Genomic DNA, 20,268 nt, shown 5'->3' with positions numbered 1-20,268 from the left:
GACAATCCTTTCCCGTCACAGTTGCAAGGGGATTTTTATGTGGTCCGTTTCCAGACCGTTCTATCCTAAAAAGGGATTCTCCTTCCCTACTTTTATTCGGAAAGAAGAATCCCATCAAAAAACTTTAAACATCTACGTTTAAACCATCCTCATTCATCAATAGCCCGGGTTATTATCCCATCCTGTCAGGTCAATCTGTACATAAGGAACCGGCATATAATAATGGTTGTTGGCCTTGAACAAAGAATTTGCCCATTTATCGGGTTTCACATCGTCTACCATTTCCAAACGTACCAAATCGAACCAACGACGCATCTCTGCGAAGAACTCCCAACCGTTTTCATCAAATACCTCTTTCAGAAACTCTTCCGGTACAGTAGTTGTAGTCAGTACAGGATTAGACGGATAGCCCTGTGCACGTTTCTGTACTTCCTGCAATGCAGTCAATGCCTCCTGGTTCACAGAATTAGTGGCACGGGTTGAAGCTTCTGCATACATCAATAACACATCTGCATACCGGTAAATGGAAGTCAGACCGTTACTCTGTGCACTCTTTCCAGCCGCTCCATCGTCATAATCATAATATTTAGAGATAGCCGGAAGCTTGTCGGCACTTTCTTTATAATTCACGGTCACAATATTAGGAGCACTACTGCTTCCCTTATTGACGCTCCAACTTGTCATGAAATTGTGTGCCTTACGCTCGTCATCAGGATAACTCAAATAGAAAGCTTCGTTTGCATAATAATCTGCCCATCCTGCATTTGGATAGAAATCGGATGGATAGTAGGACTTACCATAGTTGCTGGCCTTTTTGTTGGCATTTGAATGGAACAAGGCAAACAAGAATTCCTTATTGGTTGACTTGTTGGCTTCTTTCCAAAGATCAGCATAGTGTGCAGTCAGGCTCAACCCCGAATTCTGGATTACATCCAACAACACTTCTGCAGCCTTCCCATAATATCCATCTCTTTTCAGCGGCCATCCAGCCATTGTCATATACGCATCACCCAATGCAGCCTTGGCTGCCCATTTAGACGGAGTAGATGAATTCTTCGTACGACTGGTAGCCGGCAACCATTCTGCTGCACGTTCCAGACTTGGGATAATCGCCTTATCGTAAATCTCAGCCACATCCGTACGCGGCATGTCAACTTTTGCATCTTCCGGAACTAATTCCAACGGTACATTTCCAAAAATACGTACCATATAGAAATAAGACAAACCTCTTACAAAATAGGCCTCGCCTACCACATTCTTCAACGCAACAGCCTCCTTTGAAGTGTCATTTTCATCAACCGGAGTATCCGAAATGATGGTATTGCTGTCATAAATCGCTTTCATAAACAAAGACCACAAAGTCTTGAAATCTACGTCATTACGCGTAACATTCGGATAAAGGTCTTCGTACAATGCCAACTCGTTATTCGGCTTAGCTTCACGATAGGTCACATCGTCGGCACATACGTTGATACGCTGCATACGGCAGTTAAATCCGTAATTATCACTCCACAAGTCTGCATACAAAGCATCTACAACCATAGCTACATTTTCCGCATCCTTCGGGAAGGTCTCGTATGACAAAAAAGATTGAGGATCCTGATCCAAATCAACGCATGAAGACATGCTCAACATGCCACCGGCCAATGCAGCTGCATATATAAATTTTTTCATATTTCTCATTTTTAGTATTAGACAATTTTAGAATGCAAAATTCAAACCAATCATATAATTGCGGCTGTTAGGATAGCTTCCCCAGTCGACACCTTGTACCAAAGGATCACCCAGTGTAGCTTCGGGATCCATTCCAGAATACTTGGTAAAAATGAATGGATTCTGAATAGAAGCATACACACGCAGGTTGCTGATGAACAGGTTCTTGCAGATACGTTCTGGCAAAGAATATCCCAATGTGATGCTCTTTACTTTCACGAAACTTCCTTTTTCCACAAAGCGACTGTTGAACACCTTCATGTCACCGTCTGCCTTAACGAATCCCGGTACATCAGTATTCGTGTTGGTTTCAGTCCAGCGATTCAGCAATTCTCTTTTCGGAGTAACAACTTCCATGTTCTGTCCACTGATAGTACCATATCCCATTTGGTCGGTTGCATTGTAAATATCAAATCCATGGAAACCGACAATGAACAGCGACAGGTCGAAATCCTTGTAATTAAAGGAGTTGTTCCATCCCCAGTTGAAAGTAGGCTGTCCACAACCAATTATTCCATAATCCTCATCGTTCAACACGCCATCCTTGTTCAAATCCACATATTTGGCACTACCTGGTTTGATTTTATATACATCTGCATTAGTCATTGGCTGGCCACTAGCGTCCAGTTTATACTGTCCTGCTGCATCCACAAATGATGCATTGGCTTCCTCTTTCTGCCATACACCTGCACTGTACATTCCCCAGAAGGTACCCAGTTTTTCACCTTCAATCATCTGGAACAGCTGGTTCTGGAACTGTCCGGACTGCTGCTGTCTGTGAGTCTGTGTCGGAATCTTCGTAAAGATACCTTCGTTGTGTGACAGAGTGATGTCTGTATGCCAACTGAAATCCTTAGTAGCTATCGGGTCTGCACTCACTGTAATTTCAATACCTCGGTTACGAATCTCTCCGGAATTGGTCAACAAAGAAGAGAATCCCATGTGAGAAGGTTGCTCTACTTCAAACAATACATTTTTGGAAAGTTTGTTGTACCAGTCCACATTAAATGCCAAACGGCCTTTCAATACAGAAAAGTCTAAACCTACATTAAACTGTTCATTCCGTTCCCATTCCAGGTCATCAGCTTTCGGACGGTCGAAACTGTAGGCTGTACCCCCGTTCCACATCACAGAAGAAGCCATTTTACTGTAGGTACGATAGATTTCCACAGCCTGATTACCTACAGAACCATAACCCAGTCGAAGTTTCATCTGATTGATGAAGTTTACATTCTCCAGGAATTTTTCCTGTTTGATATCCCATGCCAATGCCATAGAAGGGAAGTACGCCCATTTATTTACCAAGCGTGAAGAACCATCAGCACGAATAGAAGCTGTAAGCATGTAACGGTTCTTGAATACATAGTTCACACGCAACATTCCAGACATCAACGTACCAATCGTCTTGTCGGAAGCTACACGCATCAAGTCAGACTGAGAGTAGTTCAAGGCATTCACTCCCAACAAATCAGGGAAGGACAATTGATAAGCTTCTCCACTGTTGTTGTACACATCATCGTAAGACTGTTCAAAGACTGCCGTAGCATTGATACGATGATCTGCATTAAATTCCTTTACATAGCTCAACGTATTGGTATTCAACCAACTTGTATTCCAATAATTAACAACCTTCGCCTGATTCTTGTTGTTCTTAAACTCATAATAACTGGAATTATTCTCTACAGAAGTATTTAATTTGTTGGTAAAATCTACCCCCAACTGAGAACGGAAAGTCAAACCATCCAAAATCTGGAATTCCACATACCCCTGAATACGGTTGTTCAATGTCTTATTGGAATTATTGGATTCCCAAATGAATCCCATCGGATTATAAGTCGGATTTCCACTTAAAGGAAATGCATTATTATAGTTGCCATTCTCATCCTTCGGTTCTACAGTCGTGGGGAAGTACATAGCCTGCTGAATCAAACCATCGTACTGTGTAATACGAGGCTTAGAGGATTCATTGTAATATCCATACATATTGATACCAGCCTTCAACCATTTCTTGATTTTGGTATCTACTTTCAAACGCCAGCTATACAGATTATTGTCGGAAGCCTTGATGACACCTTCGTTTCCCTGATAACGCAAAGAAGCAAGGAATGTAGTCTTCTCACCACCACCGGAAATAGACAATTCATAGTTCTGGTCAATGGCCGGGTCACGGAAGATATTATGGATATAATCATATCCAGCCTGTCCATTCTTAAAAGCCTCCAGTTGCTCCTCACTGTAATATTGAACAGCCGGTTTTCCTTGAGACTCATTGTATTCTTTTCCGTATGCATTAGCCAACTGTGCATATTCATAAGGTGAAAGCACGTCCGGATATTCTGCCACCGTCTTAAAATTAGCAAACGCATTGAAAGAAACGGTCAGACGGTCTTTGTTCGGAGTCTTAGTCGTTACCAAAATTACACCGTTTGCACCACGAGAACCATAAACTGCAGTTGCAGACGCATCCTTCAGCACTTCAATGGATTGAATGTCGGCAGGGTTCAATGTTTTCAAAGAACCACCGATAAAACCATCAATCACAACCAACGGACCACCCTCTCCAGATATGGAGTTCACACCACGCACACGAATCGTATTGTCACTGCTCGGATCACCTGAACCAGACAAGACAGACACACCGGCCATACGTCCTTGCAAGGCATCTGAAATATTACCTGTAGGAGTCGTTTTCAATGCATCGGAAGTCTTTACAGAAGCTACGGAACCAGTTAAATCACTTTTACGCTGTACACCATAACCTACTACTACCACTTCATCCAATACTTCCGTATCTTCCGCCAATACCACCTTAAATGTTGTTTTTCCATTTACAGGTAGTTTCTGTGTCTTATATCCAATATAAGATACAACCAGCACTGCTTTAGGAGACACATTTGAAATCTCAAAGGCACCATCTAAATCGGTTATAGAACCATTAGTCGTACCTTCTACAAGAACAGATGCACCAATTACGGTTTCACCTTTAGAGTCCGTTACCACACCTTTAACAGTTAACTGCTGTGCAAAGGCACACATTGCAAAGAAAAAGAATAATGTGCACCACACAGCTCTTCGATAAATAGAGCGTAAATCCATAAATATTAAATTTAGTTACAAAAATTTGTATAGCAAAATTATGTTTCACCTCAAAAAACAAATGGGCAGTTTCGTACATTAATAGGAATAAAATTGTACAACATCAGAATCAAGGGGAAAAAGTAATCCACTGACATACAGATAAGATAAATTTTCTTTTAATTTTGTCACCCGATGGAAAAGAACAAAAAGGTTTTATTGGGTATGAGCGGCGGCACCGACAGCTCGGTGGCAGCGTTGCTCTTGCAGGACGCCGGCTACGAAGTGACCGGCATCACTTTTCGTTTTTATGAAAAAGACGGCAGTACGGAATACCTGGACGATGCACGGGAACTGTGCCGCTCACTGGGCATTCCTTATCTGGTGTACGATGCCCGTACCGTGTTTCAGGAGAAAATCATCCGGTATTTCATTCAGGAATACATGGCCGGACGTACTCCAGTGCCTTGTACCTTGTGCAACAACTACCTGAAATGGCCATTACTGGCGCAGGTGGCCGACGAACGGGGCATTTACCACCTGGCCACAGGGCATTATGTCAACAAACGGTACATCGACGGCTACTGGCACATCACTTGCGGAAAGGATACCGACAAGGACCAGTCTTTTTTCCTGTGGGGGCTTCCCCAATCCATACTGGAACGGATGTGCCTGCCCATGGGCGGGCTGACCAAAAACCAGGTACGCGAAATAGCTGCCGCACGCGGATTCCTGAAAGCGGCTACCAAGCGCGACAGCCTGGGCGTATGTTTCTGCCCCATGGATTACCGCAGCTTCCTGAAAGCTCATGTACCGGAAGGGGAAATTATACCCGGAAATTTTTATGACGAACAAGGACATTACCTGGGGAAACACGAGGGATATCCTTTCTATACTATCGGGCAACGGAGGGGACTGGGTATTCACCTAAACAAAGCGCTCTTTGTAAAAGAGATTATCCCCCAAGAGAATAAAGTGATTATCAGCGACAACCTGCAGGCACTGGAAAAGAACGAGATGTTTCTCACGCACTGGAATCTTGTGAACGCTGAAACTGTACTTGGACACGATGATGTCATCGTCAAGATACGTTACCGGAAACAAGCCAACCGGTGCACCGTCACCCAACTGAACGATGGAAGATTACATATCCAGCTGCACGAGCCGCTGGCTTCCATTGCCAGCGGACAGGCAGCTGCATTCTACCGAGGAGATGTGGTATTAGGAGGAGGAATCATCGAGTAATCAGCAATCCTTCTCCCTGCATTTTCCAAAGAAATAGTCGGTCAGGAAACGGGCATTCTTCTTGACCAGTTCCCGCCCGTGCTCTTCGCCTTGCAGGCTGTTCAGACCGGCATCTGGCAACATATCGGCATCTTGCAGGGCACAACTCAAGTCATACGGAATTACCTCCGGATTCAAGAGGAACAAGATGGCCTTCTTCTGTGCCTCCTTCGAATCATAAAACTTGTTCTCCGGTGAAGAGATGCATTCGCCCAAACGCATTTGGATATGGATGCCGGTATGCGGAGAAATCATCAGCACCAGTCCGTGCTGTGCATCCATCTTCGGCATCTGTATTTCTTCTTTTTCCTTGTACTCCATTTTCTGGAAAAGGAAATCCCGCACTTCTTCCTCCGACTGGCAGAACACAAACTGCTTCCCGCCGGATGCTTTCATAAAGGCATCGTAGGTTTGCCGGATATCTTCACGTTTAGCAGCCTGTCGGGCCAACTCTTCTTTCATCTTTTCCTCATAGTCTGACACCACCAGCGTACCGTCCTGCCACCAGGTACCTCCATATTGTACCCATCGGCTCTGCAATACCGTCATGCCTTCCTTCCGGCCTTTCAAAGAGTCCATATCCACAGAGTCCTTACGGACAGACAGCTGTACCTCTTCTTCTCCCGACAAATCTTTCACAAACAACGAAGTCTCGTCTTCACCCTCATAAAGATACATTCCTTGAGGGGCGACTTTGACTTCTGCCCACTGTGCAGCCTCCGGATGGATCTTTCCTATCAGTGCCATCCATTCTACGGAGGTCAGTGAAAGCAGGTTCTTTCTTCCTTCAAACAGAATGTTCTGCTTCACATCGTACGACAAGAGACTTGGGTTTACATCCCCCATACGGACGGCCGCCTCCACCACATGGTGGTACTCGCTCCGGTTTTCAAACCCTACATAGCTGCAGAAGTGGAACCACTCCAAGATGCTACGATAACGCATGTAATCATTTTCGCCAAAAGGCTCCCCATACAGCATGTCATGCAAGCGAGTGTTTTCCGGCGCTACCTCATATTCTTCCGACAGATAATCGTAAAGTTGATGAGCCAGTTCCTCAAATACCGGATTCTCGGGATTCAGCACACCGCCAGCCTGCTTTTCCAAAGACTGGAAATAATGCCACAGCAGAAACCGCAGGTCTTCCGGATTCACTTCTCCTAGATAATATTCCTTTTCTTCTTCCGACGTCATAAAGGGCACAAGCTGACCGTACCGCTTGCGACATTCACTGATAAACGCTTCCCAGATGCCTGTCTGTGTGATGAGGTCCTGAAACCAGAGGGTCAAATAAATGGCAATGCCATGAAGGCTGTGCTCCGAATACCGTTCGCCGACCGCAGTCTTCAAGAAATCAGCAAGACGGTTGGCTACATTCACATAATATGTATCTATTTCATCCTGACGTCCGTAAGGCTGAAACGACATCCACTCTTGTACATATATCTTCTTCATATTAGATTTGGATTTAAAATTCTGTGATGCAAAAGTAAAATAATTACGAGAGTAAACAAACCATCCCGACGGAACTTATTTGCTATCCACACGTTATTCACAAGCTGTGAATAACAATAACTCACTGATACACAAGCCCTGCAAAGAACAAGTTGAATAATACTCACAAGGATTTCAACAAGTAATTAACCAACCTGTTCATATCCTATACTCACAAAAAAATCCTGTCCGCACGTTTCAGAAATGCGGACAGGATTTTATCTATCTACACTCTAAATTTATTCTTTCCGTTTCGCCTTCAGTTCCTCTGCTGGCACCATGCGATACAGACGGTCGCTGGGACGGATACGGTCGGGTACCTTGAACGATACATGCACTCCTTTCTTCACCACATCCACCGGTTTCAAATCTACACGTGCCTCCTCCAGTGTGACATACATGGCACCGGTAGTCGGACCGGTAATCAGGAGTTTGTCGCCCACCTTGATTTCAGCCGCCTCAATCAGGAACTCAGCCACTCCGATATTGGAGAAATACTTGATGCCGCGTCCGGCATATACCTTGCGCTCCGTAGCCTCTGAACCGTAGTTCTTGCTCCATTCTCCCAGACGTTGTCCCAGGTAATATCCGTTCCAGAAACCACGGTTGAACACCGTTTTCAGACGTGTATCCCAGTCGGCCACTTTCTCGTCGGAGAACGTACCGTCGAGATACGACTGGATGGCTTCCTTGTAACATTCCACCACGGTACGCACATACTCAGGACCACGGGCACGGCCTTCAATCTTGAACACCCGGACACCGGCTTCAATCATCTCGTCCATGAAATGAATGGTCTTCAAATCCTTCGGCGACATGATGTACTGGTTGTCCACTTCCAGCTCGATATCGCTTTCCTTGTCTTTCACGATGTAAGCCCGGCGGCATACCTGCATGCAGGCACCTCGGTTGGCCGATGCATTCTGTTCGTTCAGGCTCAGATAGCATTTTCCGGAAACCGCCATGCACAAGGCACCGTGACAGAACATTTCGATACGTACCAGTTCACCCATCGGGCCCTTAATCTGCTGCTCCTGAATAGCATTGTATATCTTGCGCACCTGCTTGAGGTTCAATTCGCGGGCCAGCACCACCACGTCGGCAAAGCGGGAATAGAACTTCAGCGCTTCCGCGTTGCTGATGTTCAACTGGGTAGAAAGATGCACCTCCTGGCCCACTTCGTTACAGTAAGCCATCACAGCCACATCGGCGGCAATGACGGCACTGATGCCGGCTTCCTTGGCCGCATCCACAATCTTACGCATCAGTTCAATATCCTCGTCGTAAATGATGGTATTGATGGTCAGGTAACTCTTCACCCCGTGTTCCTCGCACACCTTGGCGATTTCACGCAAGTCTTCTATGGTAAAAGTGCTTGCCGAGCGCGCACGCATGTTCAAACTCTCAATGCCGAAATAGATGGAATCAGCTCCGGCATGAAGGGCAGCTGCCAACGACTCACGCGAGCCAACAGGTGCCATGATTTCAAAGTCTTTGATTGTATAACTCATTTCCACTATTATGATATTACCGCGCAAAGGTAGCGTTTTTTCGGGATATAATAAAATTTCACTACCTTTGCGCGACAATATCAAGCCAATGAAAATTAGGAACATAGATTTAGGAGAAAAGCCAGTGTTGCTGGCCCCGATGGAAGATGTCACCGACCCTGCTTTCCGCCTCATGTGCAAGCAGTTCGGTGCCGACATGGTGTACACGGAGTTCGTGTCGAGCGATGCGTTGATCCGTTCGGTGGGAAAAACAATGCTGAAACTGAACATCAGCGAAAAGGAACGCCCGGTAGCCATCCAAATTTACGGAAAAGATACCGATACGATGGTGGAAGCAGCCCGCATCGTGGAACAGGCACAGCCTGACATTCTGGACCTGAACTTCGGATGTCCGGTGAAACGAGTGGCCGGCAAGGGAGCTGGTTCGGGACTGTTGCAGAACGTACCCAAGATGCTGGAAATCACCCGTGCCGTGGTCGATGCCGTCAAGATTCCGGTCACCGTAAAAACTCGTTTGGGATGGGATGCGGAGCACAAGATTATCGTGGAACTGGCGGAACAGTTGCAGGATTGCGGCATTGAGGCCCTGACCATCCACGGACGTACCCGTGCCCAAATGTATACGGGAGAAGCCGACTGGACACTCATCGGTGAAGTCAAGAAGAATCCGAGAATGCACATCCCTATCATTGGCAATGGCGACATCACCACCCCTCAACATGCCAAAGAATGTTTCGACCGCTACGGCGTGGATGCCATCATGATTGGACGGGCCAGTTTCGGACGTCCCTGGATTTTCAAGGAAGTAAAGCATTATCTGGAGACCGGAGAAGAACTTCCACCCCTTTCTTTCAAATGGCGGATGGATGTCTTACGACAGGAAGTACTCGACAGTGTGAACCTGCTGGATGAACGCAGAGGTATTCTGCACGTGCGCCGCCACCTGGCTGCCTCCCCGCTGTTCAAAGGGATTCCCAACTTCAAGGATACCCGCATCGCCATGCTGCGTGCAGAGACACTCCAGGAGTTAAATACCATCCTAGATCACATTGAAAATACATTCGGTAAGGAATAAGACTCCTTACCGACTTTTTCCTTAATACATGATGCGCTTGAAAACGGGCGAAATGAACCACCGCTTGTACATCAGCGTAGCCAGCTGGTACACGAAGAATGCGGTAATCAATCCCACGAGAGAATCAATCAGGTAGTGCGCCTGAATGTAGACCGTGGCACAGCAAAGCAACACATAGAACGGGAAAAGGATATAAGCCAGCTTCCGGTTCACACGCCAGGCCATAATCATCACAATGGTAGAGATACCCACATGCGAGCTGGGGAAAGCGGCGGTAGGGCGTTCGCCCACTTCCTGAGAGGCCTCCACCAGATTATAGAAGAATCCATGCTCATATCCGGGCCCCGGAAGCAAGAACGTATTGTGGTTGAAATAATCGCCGATGGGCGTAAAGTCACACGCATTCACCTTGTCCATCCCAATGGCCGGGAAATAAAACTGCGGACCTGCAACCGGCACCAGAATATAGAACAGGTAGTAAATGAAGAAAGAGGTGACCAACACAAAACAGATTTTCTCAAACCACTCAAACCGGGTCAGAAAGTAATACACCACCACAATCAGCATCATGGGATAATAGAAGAAGTAACCCATATTGAACGGCTCACTGAACCATACCGAGGGACACAGCTTACTGAATTCCACGGAGGGCTGGCAATGGAAAATGGTCTGTTCGGCAGAAGCAAACAGATAGTCCAGGTTCGGGAACAGACGGTTGAACTCAAACGTGTCCGGATACCAGTAGGCCAGCAGTGACATCTGCACCACCATCCGGACAAAAGCTGTCAACCGGCAGGGAAATGCCTGATACAAATGAATCAGTACGAACGTCAGTACTACAATACCCAGACGTTCCAGCAACATGGTCCCGGGATGGTCCATCCGGGGATAGAGCAACAAAATCAAAATAGAGGTCAGGGCATTATAAATCAAACTGATGCTTTCTACTGCAAACAGTCCCTTCCCACTTTCTACTCGTTCAAATAACTTCAGTTCTATAGCCATCCTTCTTTCTTATACCAGGCAATTATTTCTTTTACACCTCTCTCCAACGGATATTCAGGCACATAGCCCAACTCTTTTTCCAGCGGGGAAATGTCACACCTCCAGTTCCGCTGCTTCATGATACGATACTTGTCACAGTTCAATGTACTGGTCTTCCGGGCCAACCGCCCAATATTCTCTGCCACAAACGAGATGGCTTTCAAGAGAAACAACGGACACACCACACGAACCATCCACGGATTGTCCAGCTCCCTCCGAATCAGATCGGAAAACGTGTGGCTACTGTACACTTTCCCGTCACTCACGAAATAGGCCCGGCCGGTGACATTCTTTTCAATGGCCAGATAAATGGCCTGCACCAAATCTTTCACAAAAACAAACGTGATGTCCTGACGCTTAAAGCCTGCCGCAAAATCCACATGCTGCTTTACAGACTTGGCCATCAGGAAATAATCTCGCTCCCGAGGCCCGTACACGCCGGTAGGACGGAAAATCACATACGGGAAACCGGACAAAGATTTCAGGTATTCCTCTGTATGAAGCTTACTCAATCCATACGCCGTATTCGGGCGTGGCGTATCTTCCTCGCAAATGGGAGTGTAATCTTTCTCACGTATCGGTCCGAATATACTTAACGAACTAATGTAAATAAAGTTCACGGGAAGCATGTCCAAGCGCTTCAGCGTCTCGATAAAATGCCGCGTAGCCCAGTAATTTCCGATTTCAAAATCGGCCTTATCCAGGCATTTGGTCACCCCGGCACAATGAATGATGTAATCCCATTTCCCATACAAGCGTTTCTGTTCCTCCAGCTGTCCGGCCAAGCGGTCGGAATCGGTGAAATCCAACACCGCAAAACGAATGCGTGCATCCTGCAAATATTTCCGGCTGCTGGTTTTCCGCACGCCTGCCCATACCTGAAAGCCCCGTTCCAAGGCCCCTTCCACCAGAAAACTGCCAATAAACCCACTGGCACCGGTCACCAATATCTTTTTCTCCATACACTTATTTTTCTGGTTCGACATGGATACTGATATACGTATTTGCTCCGAAAGCTTCTCTTAACTTACGCTCCACTGCGGTCGCTTTCTCGTGTGCCTCATGCAATGGAATATTCCCATCCATGCGTACATGCATGTCCATCGCATAATGACTTCCTATCCGCCGGGTACACAGATGATGAGGTTCTGACACCCCTTCCTCCGACAAGACAATCTTGGTGATTTCCTGTTCAATATCGTCCGGAAGCGAGCGTTCCAGCAATTCGTCCACACACGACTTGAGCTGCTTGACAGCCACCTGCACAATAAAGACACTGACAATCACTGCCGCCAACGGGTCGAGTACCCGCCAGCTGTCGCCCAACAGAATGGCTCCTCCGATACCGATGGCCGTACCGATGGAAGAAAAGGCATCGCTGCGGTGATGCCAGGCATTGGCAATGACCGCCGGACTGTTATAACGTTTCCCGACAATACGGGTATAATGAAACAAAATTTCCTTGGATACAATGGATACAATGGCTGCTACCAGGGCAATCCAACCGGGAGACTGCAATGTCTCTCCTCTGAAAAAGAGTACAATCGACTCCACTCCACTCCAGCAAATGCCCACGCCCACAGCCAGCAGGGCCGCTCCAATCAGTAGAGTAGCCAGCGTTTCATACTTGCCATGCCCATAGTCATGGTCTTTGTCTTCTGGCTTACTGGAAATGCGTACAAAGACGATTACGATTAAATCCGTAATCAAATCCGACAAAGAATGGACCGCATCGGCAATCATGGCCGCACTCTTGCCCCAGAAACCTGCCGCAAACTTGCAGACTACCAGCAAAATGTTCACCAGGCTTCCTACCAGGGTCACTTTGTATATCTCATGCTCGCGGACGGATGATTCAACTTCATTCATATCAGACTTTGTAATAAGAACGCGGCAAAGATAATAGTTTTTCAGCATCTTAACAGAAAAATCCGCGTTTATTCCGTGGAATTTGCTTTCTTTGTATAATCGAACATGCCGGTTACTAAGAGAGGAGCCGGCTCTAAACTATAAACAACATGGCTAAAAAGAAAAAAGAGAAAAAAGGCGGAAAGCACCTGAAGAAAAAAGAGCTCGTAGAAATGCTGCTCAACTATTTCCGCACAAAGCCGAATGAAGCATTCAGCCTCAAGCAGTTGTTCCAAGCTCTAAAACTCACGACCCATCCGGGAAAAATGCTCTGTGTCGATGTCGTAGAGGAAATGGTGGAAGACAATTTCCTGATTGAAATCGAAAAGGGGCGCTATAAAATCAATGACAAAGGACAGATTCTGACCGGTACCTTCCAGAGGAAAAGTAACGGAAAGAACTCGTTTATCCCCGACGACGGCGGAGAACCGATTTTCATTGCAGAACGTAACTCCGCGCACGCCATGAACAACGACAAAGTGAAAGTGTCCTTGTGTGCCAAATGCAAGAAGCGCCAGCTGGAAGGACAGGTAATCGAGATTTTGGAACATGCCAACGAAACGTTTGTCGGCGTATTGAAAGTCTCCAAGAATTATGCCTTCCTGCTGACAGAAGCCAACACACTGGCCAACGACATCTTTATCCCAAAGGACAAGCTGAAAGGCGGAAAGAACGGCGACAAAGCTGTAGTCCGTATCACCGAATGGCCGGAAGAGGCTAAGAACCCGTTTGGAGAAGTGATTGACATTTTGGGAAAAGCCGGCGACAATACCACCGAAATGCATGCCATCCTGGCCGAATACGGATTGCCTTACACTTATCCGCAGGCTGTGGAAGCGGCTGCTGAAAAACTGTCGGCTGAAATCACACCGGAAGACTATGCCGAACGTGAAGACTTCCGCGACGTGGTGACCTTCACCATCGACCCGAAAGACGCCAAGGACTTCGACGATGCCCTGTCTATCCGCAACCTGAAACCGGGACTGTGGGAGGTAGGTGTACACATCGCCGACGTTTCGCATTATGTGAAAGAAGGAAGCATCATCGACAAGGAGGCTGTGAAACGTGCCACTTCCGTCTATTTGGTCGACCGCACCATCCCGATGCTGCCGGAACGGTTGTGCAACTTCATCTGCTCTCTGCGACCGGACGAGGAAAAGCTGGCTTACTCTGTCATCTTCGACATGAACGACAAGGCCGAAGTGAAGAATTTCCGTATCCGCCACACCGTCATCAAGTCCAACCGCCGCTTCACATACGAAGAAGCACAACAGATTATTGAAACAGGAGAAGGTGACTATAAGGAAGAAATTCTGGAACTGAACCGTCTGGCTCAGATTCTGCGAGAGAAACGAATGAGTGCCGGCTCCATCAACTTCGACCGTTGCGAGGTGAAATTCGAGATTGACGAAAACGGGAAACCGCTCAGCGTGTATTTCAAGGTTTCCAAGGAAGCCAACAAGCTGATTGAGGAATTCATGCTGCTGGCCAACCGTACCGTGGCCGAATACGTCGGGAAGGTACCCAAGAACAAGAAGCCGAAGGTATTCCCTTATCGTATCCACGACCTTCCGGACCCCGACAAGCTGGACAACCTGAACCAGTTCATCGCCCGCTTCGGTTACAAAATCCGTACGGGAGGCAGCAAGGTGGAGGTCTCCAAGTCACTCAACCACCTGCTCACGGAAATCAACGGCAAGAAGGAACAGAACCTGATAGAAACAGTTTCCTTGCGTGCCATGCAGAAGGCCCGTTACTCCATCTACAACATCGGACACTACGGACTGGGATTTGATTATTACACCCACTTCACCTCTCCTATCCGCCGTTACCCGGACCTGATGGTACATCGTCTGCTCACCCGCTACCTGGCAGGAGGACGGAGTGCACAGGCCGACAAATACGAAACCTTGTGCGAACACAGTTCGGCCATGGAACAGACAGCCGCCAGTGCGGAACGTGCTTCCGTGAAATACAAACAAGTGGAATTCATGGGCGAACGTATCGGACAAGTCTACGATGGAGTCATTTCCGGAGTCACGGAATGGGGCCTTTACGTAGAAATCAATGAAAACAAATGCGAGGGCATGATTGCCATGCGTGATTTGGGCAACGACTTCTACGAGTTCGATGAAAAGAACTACTGCCTCATCGGACGACGCCATCACCAGAAGTTCAGCCTCGGTGACCCGATTAAAATTAAAGTGGCCCGTGCCAACCTGGCCAAGAAACAGCTGGATTTTGTTTTGGCTGAAGAATAACGGACCCACATCCGTTCTATCCCATAAAAAACTCCCCGTTCTTCTTAAAGACCTCAGTCTTGCCAAGAAGAACGGGGATTCTTATTATTTCACCCTGCGGTTCAACTGGTTATTCGCTTTTTCCGGACGGGATTTCCCGACCCGTTTTCCACTTGTCTTTTTCTTGTGGCTCTGCTTCGCCTTGAAAGCAAAAGGATTTTTCTTGTTCACTACCATACTGCACTGATTTTTCCACAAAAATAGGATTTTATTGGATTCATCACAAAATATCGCTACTTTTGTCCATTATCAAAATGAAATGTCCATGAGTCCAACTGATTACACGCATATACTGACTAAGGCCGTTGACGAACTTTCCGATAACCAATCCTACCGGGGACTGTTCCATCAGCATCGGGAAGGAGAGCCGCTTCCTTCGGGAAAATCGCTGGAACGGATTGTGGAACTGGCACGCGCCATCCTGTTTCCCGGCTATTTCGGAAACTCAACCATCAACAGCCAGACCATCAACTACCACATCGGAGTCAACATCGAAGAGCTGTTTTCCCTACTGATTGAACAAATACAGGCCGGATTGTGCTTCGGCGTGGAAAACGAAGGACAATGTGACTGCCAATCTCCCTGCCGGGCCACAGCAACCCAACTGGCAGCGGAATTCATCAGCCGTCTGCCTGAAATCCGACGTATCCTGGCCACGGACGTAGAGGCTGCCTACTACGGTGACCCTGCCGCCACGTGCTTCGGAGAAATCATCTGTTGCTATCCGGTCATCCGGGCCGTGACCAACTACCGGATTGCCCACGAACTTTACCGGCTTAACGTACCACTCATCCCGCGTATCATCACCGAAATGGCCCATTCCGAAACCGGTATCGACATCCATCCGGGTGCCCAAATCGGACACCACTTTACTATTGACCACGGCACAGGTGTGGTCATCGGAGCGACCTGCATCATCGGTAACCACGTGAAACTGTATCAGGGAGTCACCTTGGGAGCCAAGAGCTTCCCCTGCGACGAGCAAGGGAATCCTATCAAAGGTATTCCCCGCCACCCGATACTGGAAGACAATGTGATTGTCTATTCCAACGCCACCATCCTGGGACGTATCACCATCGGCGAAGGTGCCACCATCGGCGGTAACATCTGGGTGACGGAAAGTGTACCTGCCGGTGCCCGCATCGTACAGCGGAAGAGCAAGGAAAACAAAGGATAAAAGGAGCAACGAAACCCAATCGTCCTCAAGATAGAATTGTGACAATAAAAATCTCCTGCTTTAGCCTCTATATTAGGACTGAAAGCAGGAGATTTTTATGTGACCACTTATTATAGTTAAAAAAAACAAGCTCTTAGAAATCTTACGAAAAACTCTTCTCAATGTCTTCGACCGAGAACGTCTGCGGAGGCCACCACCCAATGATAAGTACCCGACAACACTTCCACCCGGAGCATACCCTCCTGCCACACCACTTCTTTTACACCCTCTTTTCCTGCCTGCAAGACACGACCGTTTCCCGTCACCTTGTCGGCCGAAGCAACCGGCAAATAAAGTGTGGCACTCGTATTGGCCGGAACAGTGAATGAATACCTCACTTCCCCGTCTTTCACTTCCCATGCACTTTCTATCCGACCGTACAAAGAGTCATAATGCCCACGGGCAAACCTCATCTGTCTGGTCGGGTCTACCCGCGGGGACAACACAAAATGCTTGAATCCCGGATGATTCTCATCCCGCATAATCCCCAGTGAATAGGCATACATCCAAGCCCCTACGGCCCCGAATGAATAATGATTGAACGAGTTCATCCGGTTGTTTTCCCCAAAACCATCCACATGAGTATAAGAATTCAGCCGCTCCCAGATGGTCGTAGCTCCCTGTTCCACGGAATACAGCCACGAAGGATAGGTGGTCTGCTGCAACAACTTGTAAGCCACGTCGTCGTAGCCATTGTCCGACAATGCCTTGCTAATCCAGGCCGTCCCGATGAATCCCGTCATCAAAGAATACGCCGGATAAGTCTTTCCGTCGTCACCCACATTTTCCCGCCGAACCGTTTGGGCGAGACGAGCAGCAAACTCTTCCCGAAGCTCCGGCGGGACAAGACCGAACGCCAGCGGCAGCACGTACGAAGTCTGTATGTCTACCGGTTTCCCTTTTTCAGGCCCGTCGGCCCCGGAAGAAATCGTCCGGGCCGTTGCTTTATCCACATACGTACGCAGGAAGAAATCCTTCCGCTTCCGATACAAATCCGCATACCTCCGTGCCTCACTTTCCTTGCCCAATAGCTTGGACACTTTCACCATGATATCTAAGTCGTACAAAAAATAAGCCTCCCACATCAGTGTCTTGTCGTTCTTGTTGTCCTCCGGCCCCAGCCAGTCGCCCAGATTTCCCCACACCTTCTCCTGCTCCAAGATACCCGTTTCCGGGTTGATGGTCTTTGCCAGTATATAATCGATGTAACGGCCCATCGCCGCATAATGTGCCGCCAGCAAACTCTTGTCGCCGTACTGCTGGTACACTTCCCAAGGCACCGTGATGCCCGCACTACCCCACAACAAGCCCCCAAAGCCTACACCCAGCGGAGCTACGTCGGGGAAACGTCCGTCTTCCCGCTGCACATCGCGCATGGCCTGCAAATAACGGCAAAGAAATTGCGGCACATCGGCCAAGTAAGTCGCCGTCCGGGAGAAGACCGAGATATCTCCCGCCCACCCCAAGCGTTCGTTCCGCTGCGGACAGTCGGTCGGGATGGAGAAGAAGTTGGCATAGGTCGACTACACGATGTTGTGCCACAGCCGATTCACTTTTTCGTTCGAAGTTTCATACTGAGAAGCAAGCCCGTCAATCGAGCTCAGCATCGTACCCTTCACACTTTCCAAGGGCAAGGCCTTGTCAATGCCCGTAATCTCGACATACCGATAGCCATGATAAGTGAACCGCGACGCAATCGTTTCCTCCCCTCCCTTGGTGATATATTTGTCCTGTGCCATTGCCGCACGGATATTTTCGAGCATAATCATTCCCTCGTTACCGGCATAACGCGGCAAGTCCGGATATTTCACTTCGGCATAACGGAGATTGATTTCCCGGCCCGCTTCCATTCCGTGGAGCGTGATTTCAGGCACTCCCACCATGTTTTGTCCCATGTCGTACACGAAGATACCCGGCCGTACTTCTTCCACCGACCGAGCCGTCAGTTACTGAATGGCCCGTACCGTCTGGCCATACTGGGCCTTCAAGTGAAAAGCCGAATAATCGTTCACTTTCGGCACGTTTCCTCCTCCCACCTGACTGACATGATTTTCCAGCGTCACTTCCACCGCTGGCTTCCACGCCGCATCTTCGTAACCCGGGCAAGACCATCCGGCGATTGCCTGTTCCTTCCGGGCATCATAGACTTCTCCCTGAAAGAAACTGCCATACACCACCGGTCCCTGGTTGAAATACTTCCATGTGTCCGGTGAAGTGACCACCGTCTGCTGCTGTCCATCCTCGTACGTCACTACCAGCTGGGCCAGCAACGACTGACGGTCGCCGAAGAAGTTCCAGTTTTCTCCGGCATAAGTGGCACCTCCGCTCCACCACCCTTCGGCCAGCAACGCACCCAGTGCATTCTTCCCAGTTTGTACCAGCTGCGTCACATCGTACACCTGATACAGGTGTGTTTTATTATACTGCGTTACGCCCGGATTGAAATAATCCTTTCCTACCCGCTGCCCGTTGAGATACATCTCATAAATACCGCGGGAAGTGACATACAGCCGTGCTTTCTTGATTTTATTGGAGGAAGTCGCAAACTCCGTACGCAACATCGGCATGGAGTTACGGCTCGGGTCTTGCACATACCATTTCCTCACTCCTTTCAATCGAGACGCATCCAGCTTCACGGAAGTCAGTCGGTTTTCCGGACTCCGGAAATTACGGATATCCGTCTTCACACCCGAAAAAGCCTTCGCATCCTCCAAGGCAAAGCCCACCTCACCCACTACGGGAAAGGCAATGAAGTCGCCTCCCTGCCCCAAGGGATTCACATTTACTTCCCCCAACTGCACGTCTCCTTTTTTCAGGGTCGTGAAACCCAAGTTGGAATACAGAGAGAAAGTATGCGCCTGATACTGGTTCCCGGCATTCAACACGTCATTCGGTATCAAAAAAGATTTCAACGGTACGGAAGGCTTGTCATCGGGCTGATAACCCGCACGATAAAGATGTATCCATGCGTTTCCGTCTCCTTTCAGCGGCGTCAAGTCGAACTCCACCTTGATGTAAGAAGCATCCTTCCCATTGGAAAGATGATACAGGTTCTTGTTCGTATCCATCAACCGCTCGTCATTCGCTCCATACACAAAAGCTATCTTACGGGATACGGCCTGCTCCTTCATCTGGAAAGAAAAATCCAAGCGGAACACAGGCAGATAGGGTGAATAAAGTACCATATCCTCGTCGCCACCCCCAATCCATCGGGCTCCGTGCCAGCCATTCGCCTCGTGGTCTGTCAGCAGACTGGTTTCAAACCAGGACGTTCCTTCCTGCACCTTTCCTTGATTGTTCCATACCTTTACCTGCCACGTATAACGGGTCGTCGGCTGCAAAGCTTCTCCTTGGTACACCACATGCTGGGAGATATCTCCCGTCACCTTTCCGGAATCCCATACCCGCTTTCCTGCCTCATCTTGGACTGTCAGCTGATAGGCCGTCTGATAGATTCCTCTTTCCTTCGAAGTGGTCGTCAGCTGCCAGCCAAACCTCGGAGCGGGGGTGTCTACACCAAGAGGAGTCTCGGCTAATTCTACGGTCATCCCCGCCAAGGAGGGCGATTCTTTCTTATAGGTATTGCTCGACAATATGATTCCCAACAAAATTGCGATAAATAAGTGCTTCCCAACCATAGCCTGTTTC

At 48.1% G+C, this 20,268-nt stretch carries 15 protein-coding genes and 1 pseudogene; 4 read left to right on the top strand and 12 right to left on the bottom strand.

From position 1 onward, the window contains the following. Positions 1-156: 156 nt before the first annotated feature. A complete protein-coding gene (locus tag OCV81_RS02715) occupies positions 157-1,674 on the bottom strand; it encodes a RagB/SusD family nutrient uptake outer membrane protein (RefSeq protein ID WP_148328160.1) in 1,518 nt (505 codons plus the stop codon). A 27-nt stretch (positions 1,675-1,701) separates the two neighbouring features. After that, on the bottom strand, positions 1,702-4,809 hold the full coding sequence (locus OCV81_RS02710; RefSeq protein WP_148328158.1) for a SusC/RagA family TonB-linked outer membrane protein: 3,108 nt from the start codon (positions 4,807-4,809) through the stop codon (positions 1,702-1,704). A 174-nt stretch (positions 4,810-4,983) separates the two neighbouring features. Here OCV81_RS02710 and mnmA point away from each other — a divergent pair, with 174 nt between their 5' ends. Further along, a complete protein-coding gene (gene mnmA, locus OCV81_RS02705; RefSeq protein WP_148328156.1) occupies positions 4,984-6,033 on the top strand; it encodes a tRNA 2-thiouridine(34) synthase MnmA in 1,050 nt (349 codons plus the stop codon). On the opposite strand, the gene OCV81_RS02700 is transcribed toward mnmA, so the two are convergent. Continuing rightward, positions 6,034-7,527: a DUF3843 family protein gene (locus OCV81_RS02700; RefSeq protein WP_148328154.1), complete on the bottom strand. Its 1,494-nt coding sequence runs from the start codon at positions 7,525-7,527 to the stop codon at positions 6,034-6,036. A 278-nt stretch (positions 7,528-7,805) separates the two neighbouring features. Then, entirely contained in the window at positions 7,806-9,077 is a 1,272-nt protein-coding gene (locus OCV81_RS02695) for a peptidase U32 family protein (protein ID WP_148328152.1), read from the bottom strand. Between the two features lie 88 nt (positions 9,078-9,165). Between OCV81_RS02695 and dusB the strand changes: the two genes are divergently transcribed. After that, entirely contained in the window at positions 9,166-10,152 is a 987-nt protein-coding gene (gene dusB, locus OCV81_RS02690; protein WP_148328150.1) for a tRNA dihydrouridine synthase DusB, read from the top strand. Between the two features lie 21 nt (positions 10,153-10,173). Here dusB and OCV81_RS02685 read toward each other — a convergent pair whose 3' ends face one another. The 3 genes from OCV81_RS02685 to OCV81_RS02675 are packed head-to-tail and all read right to left on the bottom strand — an operon-like array spanning position 10,174 to position 13,065. Continuing rightward, positions 10,174-11,151, bottom strand: coding sequence for a phosphatase PAP2 family protein (locus OCV81_RS02685; protein WP_148328275.1), 978 nt, complete (start codon positions 11,149-11,151; stop codon positions 10,174-10,176). After that, a complete protein-coding gene (locus OCV81_RS02680; RefSeq protein WP_148328148.1) occupies positions 11,148-12,158 on the bottom strand; it encodes an NAD-dependent epimerase/dehydratase family protein in 1,011 nt (336 codons plus the stop codon). The genes OCV81_RS02685 and OCV81_RS02680 overlap by 4 nt, the downstream gene beginning before the upstream one ends. A 4-nt stretch (positions 12,159-12,162) precedes the next feature. Next, complete coding sequence (locus OCV81_RS02675) at positions 12,163-13,065, bottom strand: cation diffusion facilitator family transporter (protein ID WP_148328146.1); 903 nt, start codon at positions 13,063-13,065, stop codon at positions 12,163-12,165. Positions 13,066-13,214: 149 nt separating this feature from the next. On the opposite strand from OCV81_RS02675, the gene rnr reads away from it, so the two are divergent. After that, positions 13,215-15,365: a ribonuclease R gene (rnr, locus tag OCV81_RS02670; RefSeq protein ID WP_148328144.1), complete on the top strand. Its 2,151-nt coding sequence runs from the start codon at positions 13,215-13,217 to the stop codon at positions 15,363-15,365. An 84-nt stretch (positions 15,366-15,449) separates the two neighbouring features. Here rnr and OCV81_RS02665 read toward each other — a convergent pair whose 3' ends face one another. Continuing rightward, on the bottom strand, positions 15,450-15,581 hold the full coding sequence (locus OCV81_RS02665; RefSeq protein ID WP_022353547.1) for a hypothetical protein: 132 nt from the start codon (positions 15,579-15,581) through the stop codon (positions 15,450-15,452). 88 nt (positions 15,582-15,669) lie between these two features. On the opposite strand from OCV81_RS02665, the gene OCV81_RS02660 reads away from it, so the two are divergent. Beyond that, positions 15,670-16,581, top strand: a complete 912-nt coding sequence (locus OCV81_RS02660) for a serine O-acetyltransferase (RefSeq protein WP_072541290.1) — start codon at positions 15,670-15,672, stop codon at positions 16,579-16,581. Between the two features lie 158 nt (positions 16,582-16,739). On the opposite strand, the gene OCV81_RS17920 is transcribed toward OCV81_RS02660, so the two are convergent. From OCV81_RS17920 to OCV81_RS17905, 4 genes and pseudogenes are all read right to left on the bottom strand, one after another. Then, complete coding sequence (locus tag OCV81_RS17920; protein WP_449581880.1) at positions 16,740-17,102, bottom strand: alpha-L-rhamnosidase C-terminal domain-containing protein; 363 nt, start codon at positions 17,100-17,102, stop codon at positions 16,740-16,742. Positions 17,103-17,126: 24 nt separating this feature from the next. Beyond that, positions 17,127-18,128, bottom strand: a pseudogene (locus tag OCV81_RS17915) (alpha-L-rhamnosidase-related protein); the annotation flags it as partial. Between the two features lie 15 nt (positions 18,129-18,143). Next, entirely contained in the window at positions 18,144-18,551 is a 408-nt protein-coding gene (locus tag OCV81_RS17910; RefSeq protein ID WP_449581879.1) for a family 78 glycoside hydrolase catalytic domain, read from the bottom strand. Positions 18,552-18,566: 15 nt separating this feature from the next. Next, on the bottom strand, positions 18,567-20,228 hold the full coding sequence (locus OCV81_RS17905; RefSeq protein WP_449581878.1) for an alpha-L-rhamnosidase N-terminal domain-containing protein: 1,662 nt from the start codon (positions 20,226-20,228) through the stop codon (positions 18,567-18,569). Between the last annotated feature and the right edge of the window lie 40 nt (positions 20,229-20,268).

It is taken from the genome of Phocaeicola fibrisolvens, assembly GCF_025567125.1.
GTDB lineage: Bacteria > Bacteroidota > Bacteroidia > Bacteroidales > Bacteroidaceae > Phocaeicola > Phocaeicola fibrisolvens.
The sequence above is the reverse complement of the archived record's forward strand: the minus strand, read 5'-3'. Positions and strand labels throughout refer to the sequence as shown.